Annotated in this window: 15 protein-coding genes; 12 read left to right on the top strand and 3 right to left on the bottom strand. The window is 45.9% G+C overall.

All coding sequences use genetic code 11. The features are described from left to right. Positions 1–19: 19 nt before the first annotated feature. From ACYRYY_RS09440 to ACYRYY_RS09430, 3 genes are all read right to left on the bottom strand, one after another. Positions 20–361 (bottom strand): zinc ribbon domain-containing protein YjdM, encoded by a 342-nt coding sequence (locus ACYRYY_RS09440; RefSeq protein ID WP_460215347.1) that lies wholly within the window; start codon positions 359–361, stop codon positions 20–22. A gap of 21 nt (positions 362–382) precedes the next feature. After that, positions 383–1,552 (bottom strand): Fic family protein, encoded by a 1,170-nt coding sequence (locus ACYRYY_RS09435; protein WP_460215346.1) that lies wholly within the window; start codon positions 1,550–1,552, stop codon positions 383–385. 118 nt (positions 1,553–1,670) lie between these two features. Then, positions 1,671–2,081, bottom strand: coding sequence for an HIT family protein (locus ACYRYY_RS09430; RefSeq protein ID WP_460215345.1), 411 nt, complete (start codon positions 2,079–2,081; stop codon positions 1,671–1,673). A gap of 142 nt (positions 2,082–2,223) precedes the next feature. Between ACYRYY_RS09430 and ACYRYY_RS09425 the strand changes: the two genes are divergently transcribed. The 12 genes from ACYRYY_RS09425 (at position 2,224) to kdsA (ending at position 15,367) form a co-directional block, all read left to right on the top strand. Next, positions 2,224–2,835, top strand: a complete 612-nt coding sequence (locus ACYRYY_RS09425) for an ATP-binding protein (RefSeq protein WP_460215344.1) — start codon at positions 2,224–2,226, stop codon at positions 2,833–2,835. Next, a complete protein-coding gene (locus ACYRYY_RS09420) occupies positions 2,810–3,172 on the top strand; it encodes a response regulator transcription factor (protein ID WP_460215343.1) in 363 nt (120 codons plus the stop codon). Before ACYRYY_RS09425 ends, ACYRYY_RS09420 begins: the two co-directional genes overlap by 26 nt. Positions 3,173–3,184: 12 nt before the next feature. Beyond that, positions 3,185–4,285 carry an HDOD domain-containing protein gene (locus tag ACYRYY_RS09415; RefSeq protein ID WP_460215342.1) on the top strand — a complete coding sequence of 367 codons (1,101 nt, stop codon included), beginning with the start codon at positions 3,185–3,187 and terminating at the stop codon, positions 4,283–4,285. Then, positions 4,269–5,843, top strand: a complete 1,575-nt coding sequence (locus ACYRYY_RS09410; RefSeq protein ID WP_460215341.1) for a SpoIIE family protein phosphatase — start codon at positions 4,269–4,271, stop codon at positions 5,841–5,843. The genes ACYRYY_RS09415 and ACYRYY_RS09410 overlap by 17 nt, the downstream gene beginning before the upstream one ends. A 21-nt stretch (positions 5,844–5,864) precedes the next feature. Next, complete coding sequence (ubiE, locus tag ACYRYY_RS09405; RefSeq protein WP_460215340.1) at positions 5,865–6,545, top strand: bifunctional demethylmenaquinone methyltransferase/2-methoxy-6-polyprenyl-1,4-benzoquinol methylase UbiE; 681 nt, start codon at positions 5,865–5,867, stop codon at positions 6,543–6,545. An 11-nt stretch (positions 6,546–6,556) separates the two neighbouring features. Next, a complete protein-coding gene (locus ACYRYY_RS09400; RefSeq protein WP_460215339.1) occupies positions 6,557–7,822 on the top strand; it encodes a UbiD family decarboxylase domain-containing protein in 1,266 nt (421 codons plus the stop codon). Continuing rightward, the gene (gene nth / locus ACYRYY_RS09395) at positions 7,798–8,451 is read left to right on the top strand and encodes an endonuclease III (protein WP_460215338.1); all 654 of its coding nucleotides are present in this window, start codon (positions 7,798–7,800) and stop codon (positions 8,449–8,451) included. Before ACYRYY_RS09400 ends, nth begins: the two co-directional genes overlap by 25 nt. Before the next feature lie 52 nt (positions 8,452–8,503). After that, positions 8,504–9,028, top strand: coding sequence for a cob(I)yrinic acid a,c-diamide adenosyltransferase (locus ACYRYY_RS09390; RefSeq protein WP_460215337.1), 525 nt, complete (start codon positions 8,504–8,506; stop codon positions 9,026–9,028). Positions 9,029–9,143: 115 nt separating this feature from the next. Beyond that, on the top strand, positions 9,144–10,931 hold the full coding sequence (locus ACYRYY_RS09385; RefSeq protein WP_460215336.1) for an EAL domain-containing protein: 1,788 nt from the start codon (positions 9,144–9,146) through the stop codon (positions 10,929–10,931). Between the two features lie 100 nt (positions 10,932–11,031). Continuing rightward, positions 11,032–12,456, top strand: coding sequence for an aldehyde dehydrogenase family protein (locus ACYRYY_RS09380; RefSeq protein WP_460215335.1), 1,425 nt, complete (start codon positions 11,032–11,034; stop codon positions 12,454–12,456). A gap of 6 nt (positions 12,457–12,462) precedes the next feature. Next, positions 12,463–14,541, top strand: coding sequence for a hypothetical protein (locus tag ACYRYY_RS09375; RefSeq protein ID WP_460215334.1), 2,079 nt, complete (start codon positions 12,463–12,465; stop codon positions 14,539–14,541). A 25-nt stretch (positions 14,542–14,566) separates the two neighbouring features. After that, on the top strand, positions 14,567–15,367 hold the full coding sequence (gene kdsA, locus ACYRYY_RS09370; protein ID WP_460215333.1) for a 3-deoxy-8-phosphooctulonate synthase: 801 nt from the start codon (positions 14,567–14,569) through the stop codon (positions 15,365–15,367). Positions 15,368–15,369: the final 2 nt, after the last annotated feature.

Here is a 15,369-nt window from a genome sequence, read left to right as displayed (position 1 = left end):
CTGCCGGAAACATGTAGGTTTATCCTTTTTTAACGAATTCGGATTTCAGCTTCATTGCTCCGATGCCGTCTATTTTGCAGTCGATGTTATGATCGCCGTCAACAAGACGGATATTCTTCACTTTTGTCCCGACTTTAACCACAGAGGATGAACCTTTGATTTTAAGGTCTTTGATAACAGTTACGCTGTCACCTTCCTGAAGCTCATTGCCGTAAGCGTCTTTCACCGCTGACTCCTGCGGCGCTGCTTCAGCCTCAGCTTCTGCACTCCATTCATGGGCGCATTCGGGGCAAATCAGCAAAGCCCCGTCTTCGTATGTGTATTCTGACCCGCATTGCGGACATTCAGGCAGTTTTGGCATTTGACTCTCTCTTATTTTTATTTAGTTTTTTAAAGGTTCAGTACCTTCATTAAGTATACTTATATAATCTTTGTAAATATAGATCCGGTGACGCTCTCTCCCTGTAATCTCTTTCACAATACCCATAGATTCCAGGATACCCAAACTTCTTAACACGGTAGGCAGTGTCAAATCACAGGCATCTTTCAGCTTAGTAGTGCTGACAACCGGATGACTCTGCATATACTTGTGGATAACCAAAACAGATGTACTTGATTTATCAGATGTTTCAATTTTTTTTCGATCTGAGTCAAAAAGGGCAATAATTCTTCGAGCTGTTTCTGTAGCCTGTTCAGAAGTCAGGACAACCCCTTCCAGAAAAAACTTTATCCACTCTTCCCATTCTCCTTTTTCACGCACATTCTGTAAATGGCTGTAATACTCATCTCTACGATTTTTAAAGAATAAACTTAAATAAAGCAGAGGTTTTTTCAACAATCCGGCAGCACATAAAAGAAAAGTAATCAACAGCCTTCCCAAACGACCGTTTCCATCAAGAAAAGGGTGTATAGTTTCAAACTGAACATGTATTAAAGCTGCCTTTATCAAGGTAGGCATGGCAATGTTTCCATCATGTATAAATTTTTCAAGATTATCCAGACATTCCATTAAATATTCAGGTGGAGGAGGAACAAATACTGCATTCCCCGGTCTGCTCCCACCTATCCAGTTCTGGGTTGTACGGAACTCACCCGGTTGTTTTGTACTCCCTCTTGAATTTCTCATAAGAATTTCATGTATCTCTCTGATAAGACGAAGAGAGAGCGGCAAATCGTTTAAGCGTTCCAAACCATAGTTCATAGATGCAACGTAGCTTGACACCTCCGCCACATCATCAATAGGAACTCCCGGAGTTCCGTTATTTTCATAAATAAGCAGATCTGAGAAGGAGGACTGTGTGCCTTCAATCTGAGAAGACAGCAGGGCTTCTTTCCTCACATACATATACAGAAAAAGCTCCGTGTCCGGCAAAACAACACTAAGACCATCAAGCCTGCCCACAGCAACAGAAGCCTTGTCAAGCAATGGATATATTTGCTGCATGTTTATAGGTGGTTCAGGGGGAAGGGGTTTAGGCAAATACGCCGTATAGTATTCCCCGCCCACAACTGAACTCTTAATGTACCTGCCGATTCTCTTATTTTTATCCAAAAAAGCACCTAACTAAAAAAAAATGCACTTTATTTTACTTAAAGAATATTAACTAACGTGTGCGTTACTTACAACAGGAAAACGTACGTTAACTAACAAAAATGGCAAAAAATTTTACTTAAATCTCTTTGGCTATTTTGGCAGCGAACTCCTGCATGGCTTCAGGTGTTTCATAGCTCACATGCTTTGCTGCAAAGCGCACCTCATCCCCTTCATATCTGGGAACAATGTGCAGGTGTGCATGGAAAACTTCCTGCCCGGCGGCTGCCCCGTTGTTCTGATAAATATTCACACCGTCACAGTTGAGAGATTTTTTCATCCCGTTGGCTATCTTTGTGAGAACAGGATAAATCTTAGCAGCAACATCAAGGGGCGCATCAAAAACATTTACAAAATATTTTTTGGGGATAAGCAGGGTATGCCCGAAATTAACAGGACGTATGTCCAGTATCGCCAGAAAGTCATCATCCTCGTACACCTTCGCACTGGGAATTTCGCCTTTTATAATTTTAGTAAAAAGAGTTTCCATCAAGCCCTCCTGATTAGTATCATCATTTACTTACGCATATTAAAGCAAAGCATCTTCACCTGCAACCCCGTAAATTCATTGAAAATACGGATGAATACTTTATAATCTTATTATCTCTCTTTTTAACGTAAGGAGTCCGGGAATGAGTGAAAGCCACAGAGAATGCAATACTGACCTGCTTTTGGTTTATAAATATTTCTCACATAATATACGCACATCCACCTCAACCATAGTAGCAATGATGGAGGCGGTTAAAGACGGCTTCGACGATGACACCGGAGAAATGATGGAACTTGTGGCGCAGTCAGGCTTTCTGCTGGATCTTTTTGACAGAGGAATGAGCGCTACCTTCAGGTACATTGTTGCCGGAGAAATAGAAAAACGTGACGATGAAATAGAAATAGGCAAGCTCACGGAACATCTGCTTGAAAAAACATGTGTTCTCAGCGAAACTCCGGAGACGGATCTTGAGCTTGATATAGATGAAAAATTCAAGGTGAAAAATAACGCATACCTGCTGAAAAGCATATTTCTTATAATACTTTACGAAGCAGTCAAAACCTCATCGGGCAAACTCGAAATAACAGGGGCATTCCCCCTGCTAACGATTAAATGCAGCAACGGATTTACCGGTCTTCCGGAAATTATACAAATTTTCTCCGAAATGTTTGCAAAAGTCGGTATATTATTAAAATATGACTCAAATTCCATATCCATGAGGTTTGACTATGAAAATCTTGATTGCAGACGATGAGCTGCGGCTGCGGAAGGTGGTTGCTCTTCATCTGAAAAAAGCGGGATTTGCCGTTCTGGAGGCGGGAAACGGCAAACAGGCTATGACATTGGCGAAAGAGCATAAACCTGATGTCATTGTTCTTGATATTATGATGCCGGAGATGGACGGGCTGGAAGCCTGTGAGGCTATTAAAGCTGACCCTGAACTTGCGGGCATCCCCATAATACTGCTTACTGCCATGGCTGAAGCGGACGATATTGAAAAAGGCAACGCCGCAGGAGCGGAGTATTACCTTACCAAGCCTTTCAGCCCTAAGGAATTAATAGATAAAATAAACAGCAACCTTAAAAACTAGGAGGCGCAAGCCTTGAAAAAAATCGCCTACAGAGGCTCAAAGGACAATTTAAGACAGTTTATCCTCATGCTGAAAGATGAGTATCAGTTTGTTCCCGAAGGGGATGAGGATCTTGTCATAATCGAGATAGACAGCCTTGAAACCCTCTTCCGTCTGCCGAAGAAGTTCAGCATCCCCGCTTTTTTCTTCATCACCACTAAAGACAGACGGGTAGTGGAATCAATACGCCAGTATTACATATCGGGTATTTTCACTCCTCCTCTTAAGCAGGACGATATTGTAAAAAAACTGTCAGTTGCACTCGCCTCCTCAAACAAAGGCAAAACCAGCGGCGAGTATGACACCCTTAAGGCAAAGGTACTGGCAAAGGCAGAAAGCATTCCCGCACTCCCTGCACTGGCAAAAGAACTTTTAAGGCTTTCCAGAAGCGACAATTCGCAAATTAAAGACTTCATTGTTAAGATAAAAAAGGATCAGGGGATCTCATCCAAGATCATAAAGCTGGTTAATTCACCGTTTTACGGGCTAAGGCAGGAGATAAGCAGTATCGACCGTGCAACAGTTCTTCTCGGAATCAACACAGTTAAGAACCTTGCCCTCGCAGTATCCACCGAAGGCTACTACAACAAACATTTCAACCTTTATAAATCCACAGGACAGCGAATATGGGAACATTCTGTGGCAGTTGCCATGCTGTCTGAATCTATGGCGGAGATGGTGGGAGAGGACGCAGATGCGCTCTACCTCGCAGGACTCATGCACGACATAGGCAAGTCTATCCTTGTGGATTTCCTCGTAAAAGAGGTGGACACCACAGAAGATGAGCTTGCGCAGCTTGGTATTGACCACTCCACAGTCGGCGGAACAATTCTGAAAAAATGGTCAGTTGCGGACGGAATAGCCACGGCAGTCATGAACCATCATGAGAAAGCGGAAGATACATACTCAAAAATAGTCTATTATGCAAATAAGATAGAAAAACAAAGAAGCGACAGGCAGGCGATAATAGGCGAAATAGCTCAGGACTTCGGTAAGAGTTATAACGAAGTTAACAACGCCGTTGCAGAAATACTCGACACAAAATCGGATGAAATGAATGCTGATACTCAATAAACAGCTTTTTGACACTTTTTTCTCCCAGAGTTCGGGGGAATTCTTCACAAGACTGTACAATTTCCTCGAGTCGGAGGAATCCGGAGCGTTTACCATATGGAAGTGCGACGGCAACCTCTGCGAGCCAGTCTCAGGGAGACACTCCCGCACTGCCGCCACTTTTGACATATTTGACCTGGGTTTTGAAGGCGGCTCTGTATCTGAAAACAGCAAAACCGTGGATTTTTTTGATGAAACAATCGTCATAGACTCCTCCTTCTTTCTCGCCAGCAGAGGAAATGTAATGGCGTGCATCACTTTCCACGAAGAAGCAGGGAGAGACGCACTCACAATGCTTGAGCCGTATTCACAATATCTGGGAAGCAGGCTGGACGAACTGAAAGCCCGTGACAACAGTATGGACACATACGTCAATTATCAGAAAAAGATAGATTTTGTGAAAAAAGGCAGCATGATCTTCAAGGCAATAGAGCTGGAAGAGGTTCTGGCTGTTTCCCTTAACTTTTTCATGGAGGTGTTCTCCGCAGAGGCGGCATGTGCCATCCATAAGGAAAATTTCAATGCTATCGGACTTGAGGAAGCATCTGTCCGGCAGTTTATTAAAATAGACAATATGCCGCTGTATGACTATGTGATGGAAAACCGAAGGACGGAATTCATCGAGTACGGCATAGACGCCGGAGAATACAACGTAAAAAACCTGTTTGTGGTTTTTGAGCCGGCGCAGGACATAATCATCCTGCTGTTCAATATCCAGTTTGATATTGTTCCCGATAAAGAATTTTCAGATATTGTTTCCTCCATAGTTTCCATTGCTGTGGAAAACGCCCTGAATCATGAAACAACAACCCGCCTCAAGATGGAAGAGATGGAAATGCGCACCACCGGAGACATTCTTAACAAGTTTGTTCAGCGTGATGTGCGGGTTTACGGCGATATTGAGATTCAGGGGATAAGCTATCCTGCAAGAACGGCAGGGGGCGATTTCTTTTACATAAGCGATGTTGACGGAAAAACCTTCCTCTGTGTGGCTGATGTATGCGGAAAAGGATATTCCGCTGCGGTATTCACAGTGGTACTGAGTGTTTACGTCTCACTCTGCTCGGCATTTGAGGGGCAGGATAACATACTAGAAAAGCTTGTGCAGTCCCTGAACAGGTTTCTTATAGGCAAAAGCTTCGGAGACCGCTTCATCACAGCGTTTTTCGCACTGTATGATCCGGAAACGAAGACCCTTGAATACATCTCCTGCGGGCATGAGCCTGCCGTGCTTTTTAATGGTGAGGAGAAAGATGAGCTTTCGTCCGGCTTTCTTCCTCTGGGCATAATGGAGGATGAATACAAGCATATTTCTGTCAGCATACCAAAGGAATCATCCTTATTTATCTACACAGACGGGGTGATAGAGTACATTCCCCATGAAAAGCTTGTGCCGGAAGTGGAAAAACTGATAAAAGATAATTGCAAAGATATTGTTAATAACCTATATAACGAACTTGTGACGGACAAGGACTCCCAGAAGGATGACTTTACCTGCATGTTCGTCCGTTTCAGATAAACTTTGAGCAAGGACTTAATCTTGGAAAAAAAATCAAAAGACATTCAGCAGATGTTCGATGACATAGCCCCTAAATACGACTTTCTCAACCGTGCATTAAGCTTCCGCACCGATGTTGCATGGCGTAAAAAAGCCATAAAGCTCATGGACGTGCGTGACGGGCAGACTGTGCTTGATCTCGCCTGCGGTACAGCGGATATGATGATAGAGCTGACGAAAACAGGCAAAGACGTCACCATAATAGGCGGTGATTTCAGCCACAATATGATGAAAATCGGCAAGCAGAAAATGCCCGAAGGCATATTCAGTGTAAGTGATGCGCACTGCCTGCCGTTTCAGGATAAATCCTTCGACCGTATAATGATAGCCTTCGGCTTCCGCAATGTAACTGACAAAGCGCAGGGGTTAAAAGAGATGCACCGTGTCCTCAAGGACGGCGGATGCGCCTGTATTCTCGAATTCAGCCAGCCCCAGAACCCGTTTTTCGCTTGGGTCTACAGGCTGTATTTCACCCGGATACTTCCTTTCATCGGAGGGATAATCTCCGGCAACAGAAAAGCTTACGAATACCTGCCCGACTCTGTTTACAAATTCCCTAAAAGAGACGTTTACCGCAAGATGATCCTCGACGCCGGTTTCACCAAGGCGGAGTTCAACCCCTTCACCTTCGGAATCTGTGACGCCACAATCTGCCGCAAATAGGCGGACACTTTATGGAACGGGATTCACTGAAAGCCTTCCTGCGCCTTCTTGCATGCACCGGAAGGCTTGAAGCGTCTTCCGAGCCGGTGTCCTGTGATCTGGAGGCGGCGGAAATAGCCAGACGTGCCGCAGGGATAACCGCCCTCGCCTTTGATAAGCCTGTAGATGCTGACTTCACACTCGTAATGAACGCATTCTGCACAAAAGAAGCGGCTCTGGAATCCATAGGCCTGAAGTCGGTGCATGATGCTCCGGACTGTCTGCTTGATGAAAAACTTCCCGCCAGCTTAAAGCCTGAAACAGTTAATAACCCCCCTTTTTTTTATAAAGAGTTTTCAGACCTCACATCCCTGCCTGCCATAAGAACATGGAAGCATGACGGCGGCTTCGCCCTCACCCTGCCATGTGTTATCACAAAAGGAAAAGAGCAGAACTGCGGAATGTACCGCATGCAGATACTGGACAGCAGGCGTGCAGTAATCCACTGCTACCCCGAAAGCGGAGCGGCGGAACATATGCGGCAGGCAAAAGAGCGTGGAGACACGGATATAGAAGCTGCAATATGCCTCGGCGCACCGCCGTCGGTTATTTTTTCTTCCGTAATGCCTGTCAGGGCTGATGAATTTGAAATATCCGCTGCTCTCACAGGACAGCCGCTGAAAACAGCGCAGATAGGCGGACTGTTTGTTCCTGCATACTCTGAAATTTTACTCCACGGCAGAATATCTCTTACTGAAACTGCTTCTGAAGGTCCATGCGGCAACTATACGGGCGGATACTCCAAATGCGAACCTTACCCGGTGTTTACCCTTGGAAAAGCTTATCATGCAAAGGATGCCTTCTGTCTGAACACTGCTGCAGGAGCGCCTTTTTCCGAGAATGCCATTCTGGCTGACACCGCTTTCAGGCTCATGACAAACTCAATCAAGAAAGAACTCCCCGGACTAATCTCCTTTGGCTTTCCGTCCTTCGGCGTATTCGGAAAAATGATATTTGTCTCCCTGAAAAGCGGAACAGACATAAAAAAAGTTACAGACAATTTTTTCTTCCGCAAATACGCAAACATCTGCATCTTTGATGAAAATACGGACACCGAAAATACTGCCGAATGTCTCCGGCTTTTTACCAACGGCAGGCTAATATCCTGTGAAAAAAGCAGAATATACGACTGTACACTAAAAGATACACTTCATATTTCAACAGATGAAGCTATAATAAAAAAGGTTGATGAAAACGCTTACGGGTTCGGGGAATGGATAAAAAAGCAAAAGTATTAAAATTCATAGAGTTTCTGGACAGCAGATACGCAGATGCAGAGTGTTCACTGCGGCACGAAAACCCCTTTCAGCTCATAACCGCAACCATACTTAGCGCTCAATGCACAGACGCACGGGTAAATATCGTCACAGAGACTTTGTTTAAAAAATACCCGACACCGGAAGCACTTGCAAATGCAGATATGGAAGAACTGTGCGGGGTGATCAAGCCAACAGGGTTCTTCCGCAATAAAGCCAAGAGCCTCATAGGCATGGCGCAGAAACTCATAAGCGAACACAACGGCGAAGTACCGGACACGATGGAAAAACTGATCAAGCTGCCCGGTGTGGGACGTAAAACAGCGAATGTAATCCTCGGCAACTGCTTCGGCAGCCCCGCTGTAGTGGTAGACACACACGTTAAGAGGATATCTTTCCGTCTGGGGCTCACCAAAAACACCGACCCCGAAAAGATTGAGCAGGATCTTATAAAAATTGTTCCTCCTGAGCGCAGCGCGGAATGGTCTCATCAGGTAATACTCTTCGGGCGTGACATCTGCACGGCACGTTCACCTAAGTGCAGTGAATGCCCCATAAACGGCATCTGCGCAGATTATGCAGCCAGAGTTAAAAAGCATCTTAAGCCTTGAACATACGCTTTATTTAATTATCTTATTATGAAAGCGCACGGAGATTTTTATTATGACGCTGAATCGGGGATTTGTGCAGATCTATACGGGCAAAGGAAAAGGCAAAACCACAGCCGCTCTCGGTCTGGCTTTGCGTGGTGCGGGAGCAGGGCTGAAGGTGTATATCGGGCAGTTTCTTAAAAGCGGCAAATACTCAGAAAATATTTCCGTTCACTCCCTTGAAAAAAATATCGTGATGGAAGCTTACGGCAATGACCGCTTTATCTGCGGCATCCCCTGCACTGAAGAGATACGCCTCGCTGAAGAAGGGCTCAAAAAAGCACGGGAAGCTATTTTCTCCGGTAAATACGATATTGTTATCCTTGATGAAATAAACGTTGCCCTGTCTCTCGGGCTGCTGGAGGAGACTGAAGTAACCGAAATGATAAAAGCCCGCCCCAAAACATCGGAGCTTGTACTCACAGGCAGAAACGCTCCTGCTTCCGTTATGGAGCTTGCCGATCTCATCACCGAAATGAAAGAGATCAAGCATTATTATTCCTGTGGAGTCGAAGCCAGAGAAGGAATCGAAAAATAGCACCTCTCTGATCTGACAAATCATTAACAAACATTTGTCACCCTTTTTACATATCGAAATATAATAATGATTTATGCGGATGTTTGCCGTGAATATTATATGAAAAGGTGTGCAAATGCTCCCTGAACACTGGAAAGAAAATTTATCAAAAGTCGAACATGCTTTTCAGCCCATCGTAAACCCCTTTTCCGGCGTAACTTTTGCAGTGGAAGCGCTCCTTAGAGGCTGGGAAAAATGCGGTTTCGACTCCATAGCCGACTTTTTCGACACTGCATTCAGAGAAAACCTGCTGTTTGAAGTGGATCTGGAACTGCGCCGTATGGCTATGAAAAAATTCCGTTCCATTGAGGGCTTCCGTAAAATGAAGCTTTTCTATAACTACGACATCCGCATAGTAAACATGCCCGATTTTGAGAAGGGGCGCACCAAGGCTCTTTTAATCGCAAACGATCTTGAGCCGGACGCCTTCTGCTTTGAGATATCCGAACGCCACAAGCACAGCTTCATCAAAAATTCCAAAAACATCTTTGAGAATGTTAAACAGTACGGATGCCGCATAGCCATAGACGATTTCGGAGCGGGCTTCGCCAACTTTGAGCTTTTCTATTACTCTGAGCCGAACTTCCTCAAAATTGATAAATTCCTCATTCAGGGGATAGATGAAGACATCAAAAAGAAAAAATATTGCAGCAACCTGACAGGTCTTGCCCATTTCTTCGGTATAACTATTGTAGCGGAAGGTGTTGAAACCAAGAAAGAGTTCCTCACCTGCAAAGAGCTGGGTTTTGACCTGATTCAGGGTTACTTCATCCAGCGTCCTTCCGTGGATGTCAAAGATATCTCACCCGTGTACGGCTCTGTTCAGCAGATAGACCAGACAGACAAAAGGGATTTCAGCGAGGATGCCTACCTGATTTCAAATGAGATTGTTAAGCTGAATCCTGTGAATGTGGGTGAATCCGCCGAAAAGGTGCTGGAAAACATCCGCAACCACATGAACGTTCCTGTGGTTCCCATTGTTGATGATACGGATATGCCCCTCGGCATAATCAGCGAACGCAACCTGAAGGAATACCTATACCACCCGTTCGGAAAGGAGCTTCTCCACAATAGATCCCTCACGGTGAATATACGGAAATTTATCACCTCCTGCCCCATTGTGGAGATAAATGTTCCTGTAGAAAAAATCCTTGAACTGTTTGTGGCTAACAAGGAATCGGACGGAGTGATAATAACCCGAGGACTGAAATATTTCGGTTTTCTCACTGCTCAGTCACTCCTTAACACGCTGAATGAAAAAAACCTCGCCTTCGCAAGGGATATGAACCCATTAACCAAACTTTCCGGCAACAGTCTTATAAACGGTTATCTCAATGATGCATTCAGGGATGAACACAGCCAGTATTTCCTTGTATATTTCGACTTTGACAACTTCAAGCCGTTTAATGATCGTTTCGGCTTCCGTCAGGGAGACAGGGCAATTGTACTTTTCTCTGATATTCTTAAAAAAGATTTCAGCGGAAAAAACGAATTCATAGGACACATCGGCGGAGACGATTTCTTCGGTGGAATAAGCTGCAACGGAATGGCATGCTCCCTCGCTGTGGAAAAAATAAGGAAGACAATAAAGAAATTCACCGATTCAGTCATATCTTTCTACTCCCCAGCAGAGGTGAAGCAAGGCTATTACACAGGCAAGGACAGACAGGGGAATGATTCTGTTTTCCCTCTTCTCAGCATAAGCGCAGCGATAATAGAGCTGCCCGCAGGCAGACGTGAGCATACACCGGATGAAATAGCCAATATACTGGCAGATCTGAAGAAAAAGGCGAAATCATCCTCCGAGAAGATAGCAGTTGCCTCCATAAGCGAGGCTCTGGCGCAGACTGCTCACTCTCACTGACTCCCATTGCAAATTTAAGCCCTTTTTGGTAACCTGATTAATCCGGAAACACTGCCCTAAACGCTTAGTTTTCCGCATTTCTCAAATCAGGAGGGCAACAATGGGTTTCAAGAAACTGTTCATAGACTGCAAATGGACTGACACAGGGAAATATCTCGAAGTAAAAAAACCTTATGACGGCACGCCGGCAGGAACAGTATGCTCGGCAGACAGAGAACTTACAGAAAAAGCTATTCAGGCGGCTTTTGACTCCAGAAAAGTCATGGCATCGCTCACTGCAAAACAGAAAGGCGATATCCTCGACAAAACCGGCTCACTCATCGAAAAATATTCAGAAGATTTCGCACAGATTATCACCGCAGAAGCGGGCAAAGGCATCATCTTTTCCAGAGGGGAGGCGGTGAGAACCGCAGAAAACTTCCATTTTGCTGCGGATGAGGCAAGGCGTCTCGGCGGAGAGCTTATCCCTTACGACGCATCAGCCTCCGGTGCTAACCGCTTCGGTTATTATAAACGTTACCCCATCGGTGTTGTGGGAGCGATCACTCCCTTTAACTTCCCGCTGAACCTTGTGGCGCATAAAGTAGGACCTGCCATAGCAGCAGGATGCCCCATCGTGCTTAAGCCCGCATCATCCACACCGCTCACCGCTGTGCGTCTCACAGAGGTACTGCTTGAGGCGGGACTTCCGGAATGCGGCATAAACCTCGTTGTGGGCTCCGGTTCAGTTGTGGGGAATGCAATGGTGGAATCACCTCTTATAAACATGCTCACATTCACAGGCTCTCCGTCTGTGGGGCTTGATATAAAAGCCAAAGCCGGAATAAAGAAAGTTACTCTTGAACTCGGTTCAAACTCCGCAGCGGTAATCCATGAGGACGCAGACATAGCTTACGCAGTGCCCAAGTGCGTTGTGGGCGGATTTGCCAACTCCGGTCAGGTCTGCATAAGCATCCAGAGAATATACATCCATGAAAAACGCTATGATGAATTCCGTGACATGTTTGTGAAAAGCGTCAAGGCAAGCGGTTTCGGCGATCCGTCCGATGAAAAGGTTCTTGTGGGTCCCATGATTCAGGAATCAGAAGCGGCAAGGGTTGAAGGCTGGATAAAAGACGCAGTGAGCAAGGGCGCTAAGGTTCTTGCGGGCGGCGGAAGAAAAGGGACAATGCTTGAGCCCACAGTGCTTGAAGATGTTGATGAAACAATGACAGTGGTCAGCGAGGAGGCATTTGCCCCGCTTGTCTGCCTTATGAAATACAAAACCCTTGAGGAAGCTGTGGAAAGAGTTAATAACTCCCAGTTCGGTCTTCAGGCGGGTATATTCACAAACGATATAAAAAACGCCTTCTACGCCATTGAACATATGGAGGTCGGCGGTGTCATGGTGAATGACATGCCCACATTCAGGGTAGACCAGATGCCTTACGGCGGCGTGAAGCTCAGTGGAACAGGCAGAGAGGGTCCAAAGTTCGCAGTTGAAGAAATGACTGAACTTAAAACCGTGATGTTTAATCTTAACTAGGTGATTATGAAGAAACTTTTAATACTTTTCGTTCTCCTGCTCTCTGTGGTTTCAGGGGCGGAGGCGAAGCTAAAGCTTGATGAAACAGTAAAGGCGTTCTTTCCGAAACCGGCAAAGCTTACCGGAGGGGAGGAACGCTGGCTTGGAACAGGAATAACCGAAGCCAAAACGGCAAACGGCTTCACCTATTCCACCGCCTATTCCTATTACTCGCCGGATGTTCAGCAGATAATGAACATACGCCGCAAGAAAACCTTTGATGTTAAGGCGTCTGTTCATGCTTTCAACAACTACGTATCCGCCTTTGACAAATACGAAGAGCTTGCGAAAAAAGCTCCCAAGGGAAAAGTGCAGGAGATAGGCTTCGGCGACAGGGGCGTATTCTACTATGTTCCCAAGTCCTCTTACATAAACGATGCCGACTTCACAATAGTGTTCATTAACAAGATATTCGTTGCGGAAATCCATGCGGATGACGGCTTTGCCCTGATGGATGCAGCAGCGAATATGAATGCAAACATACAGAGATTTATCCTCTCAAACATAGAGTTTTTCCTTGTGCGGAATGTGAGCCTTTCTGTCACGGCAAAGGGCTTTGAGCGTTCAACAGACATCCTCGGTTTCACAGAAGAAGAACCCAAAGAAGTTACTGTCACAGGAAAGATTTTTTCAGAAGACATGAAGCCCCTCGCCGGAGCGGAAGTAATGATCCTTGAAGCGGGAAAATCAGTAAAAACCGCAGAGGACGGAAGCTATAAATACTCCATGAAGATGGGCGGCAAAAAGAACGTCAGCATAGCTAAAAACTTTTACCTCAAAGAACTGAAACAGACAAAAGCCTTGCCCCCCTCCATTGAGGACGGAGTGTTCAGCGTAAGCACTCTTACTTCGGATGGAAAACAGGAAACAGACACAGTCTGGAAGCTTGCGTTTTACGGCGATACCGTCCACGGTAAAGCGCTGATGGGTGAAGAAGGCAGGCAGAGGCTCTACCCCCTTAAGGGAACTTTTGAAAACGGCAGATTATCCCTTTCGCTGGACTGCCGTGCGAGCGGTTCATCTTTCAAATGTTCCAGAAATTACGAAGGCACACTCTCGGCCGGTTCTGTCAGCGGTGCATGGACAGGGACAGGCGGCGGCGGAACATGGAAACTGAAACTTAATTCATATTCCGAAATAACCGACTACATATACCTGACTGCAGACAATTCCGAGTTTTCCCGCTTTGTAAAGCAGGCGGGCAAAACCCGCACGGAAAAAGGTGCTTTAACAGTATCAGCCAACGATGAAGCAGTAACGGGAATCCTCTTCTCACTGAAAAAGGACAGACCTGAGTTTAATGAAGTATTCATAAAAAGTGCTAATCTGGTTCTTACCCATGTCTCCCAGCAGCAGTCAGGCTCTATGCGTCTTTTCAGATATATCACGGCTGATGATAACGGCAAAACGACTCCTGTTCCAGCTACAATGACCTATGCAGGGGACGCTGTGATGAAAACGGATACATACGAAATTGAAGCGGACATAACCGACTACCTCTTCTCCTCCGCCAGAAGCGGTGTTTTGATCGCCCCACTTTTGCAGGGAACAGTTTCAGCCGGAAGCCACACCTTTGCCGGACATAATGTCAAGCCTGCGGCTTATGCGCCGAAGCTGAAAACAGTGCGTTATGTTCCCGCAGACGAGGCAGACAAAATAGCACCTGTTACCGTGCGTATCAAAAACCTCTCCGGCAAAGATATGGCAGGGAACAAAAACACAGTGCGCCCTGACGGCGAACCGGACACAGTATTTGAAGCTGTATTCCGCATGCCCGGCAAAACCATTACATCAATGGAAATATACGGCGAAGGCACAGTGACCAGAAAGCGCAACACCGACCCGCTTGACATTTATCCGGTTATAGCATTTATTAAAAACGGCATACCGATGAACGACACAAGCGGCGGCGTTAAGCTCCTGCTGGAACAGACATCGGAAAAGTTTGACCTGCATATTTCACCGATCAGAGAAGTTCCCGCCGATAAGCTCCGCTACCGCATAGTGATAAGCGGTGAGGTCTTTGAAGGCACAATCGAAAAATAAAAAAGCATACGGAAAAAAATAAGCTATGAAAGAATTATACGCAAAACTGAAAACAGAGCCCTTTATAATAGCCGGACCCTGCGTTATCGAAAGCAGGGAAATGATCATGAACCTCTGCGGAAATCTGAAAGAGATCACCGAAAAAGAGGGGTACACCTTCATTTTCAAGGCATCCTTTGACAAGGCAAACCGCACATCCATCTCCTCATTCAGAGGACCGGGAATTGAGGAAGGGCTTGATATACTCGCAGAAGCCAAGGCAAGGTTCAATGTTCCAGTTACAACAGACATCCACGAAGCATCGCAAGCGGAAGCCGCAGGCAAAGTGGTTGACATAGTGCAGATACCGGCTTTTCTTTGCAGGCAGACAGACCTGCTCACCGCAGCGGCGAAGACAGGTAAAATAGTAAACATCAAAAAAGCCCAGTTCCTTTCCGGTGTGGATATGGAGCATCCGGTGCAGAAGGTTGCAGATTCCGGCAACAGCAGAATAATGCTTACCGAAAGAGGAAGCATGTTCGGCTACAACAACCTTGTGGTTGACTACAGAAACCTCATAGATATGGCGGAGTTCGGGTATCCCGTGATAATGGACGCCACCCACTCTGTGCAGAGACCGGGCGGACTCGCCGGGAAAAGCGGCGGTGACGGCAGGCTTGCTCCCCAGATGGCGTATGCGGCGGCGGCAGTGGGCGTGAGGGGTTTCTTCTTTGAAGTTCATGAAAACCCCTCCGAAGCAAAATCGGACGGACCTAACATGATACCCTTGAATGAATTCTCAGGCGTGCTTCAGAAGCTCAGAAGAGTTATGAACGCCGTAAGATAAAA

The organism is Geovibrio sp. ADMFC3 (assembly GCF_054687035.1).
This window is presented reverse-complemented; position numbering and strand designations above follow the sequence as displayed.

Excerpts from the sequence above, each read along its gene's own strand:
- ACYRYY_RS09440 (WP_460215347.1), bottom strand. The coding sequence starts at position 361 with ATGCCAAAACTGCCTGAATGTCCGCAATGCGGGTCAGAATACACATAC.
- ACYRYY_RS09430 (WP_460215345.1), bottom strand. The coding sequence starts at position 2,081 with ATGGAAACTCTTTTTACTAAAATTATAAAAGGCGAAATTCCCAGTGCG.
- ACYRYY_RS09425 (WP_460215344.1), top strand. The coding sequence starts at position 2,224 with ATGAGTGAAAGCCACAGAGAATGCAATACTGACCTGCTTTTGGTTTAT.
- ACYRYY_RS09420 (WP_460215343.1), top strand. The coding sequence starts at position 2,810 with ATGAAAATCTTGATTGCAGACGATGAGCTGCGGCTGCGGAAGGTGGTT.
- ACYRYY_RS09410 (WP_460215341.1), top strand. The coding sequence starts at position 4,269 with ATGCTGATACTCAATAAACAGCTTTTTGACACTTTTTTCTCCCAGAGT.
- ACYRYY_RS09400 (WP_460215339.1), top strand. The coding sequence starts at position 6,557 with ATGGAACGGGATTCACTGAAAGCCTTCCTGCGCCTTCTTGCATGCACC.
- nth (WP_460215338.1), top strand. The coding sequence starts at position 7,798 with ATGGATAAAAAAGCAAAAGTATTAAAATTCATAGAGTTTCTGGACAGC.
- ACYRYY_RS09390 (WP_460215337.1), top strand. The coding sequence starts at position 8,504 with ATGACGCTGAATCGGGGATTTGTGCAGATCTATACGGGCAAAGGAAAA.
- ACYRYY_RS09385 (WP_460215336.1), top strand. The coding sequence starts at position 9,144 with ATGCTCCCTGAACACTGGAAAGAAAATTTATCAAAAGTCGAACATGCT.
- ACYRYY_RS09380 (WP_460215335.1), top strand. The coding sequence starts at position 11,032 with ATGGGTTTCAAGAAACTGTTCATAGACTGCAAATGGACTGACACAGGG.
- ACYRYY_RS09375 (WP_460215334.1), top strand. The coding sequence starts at position 12,463 with ATGAAGAAACTTTTAATACTTTTCGTTCTCCTGCTCTCTGTGGTTTCA.
- kdsA (WP_460215333.1), top strand. The coding sequence starts at position 14,567 with ATGAAAGAATTATACGCAAAACTGAAAACAGAGCCCTTTATAATAGCC.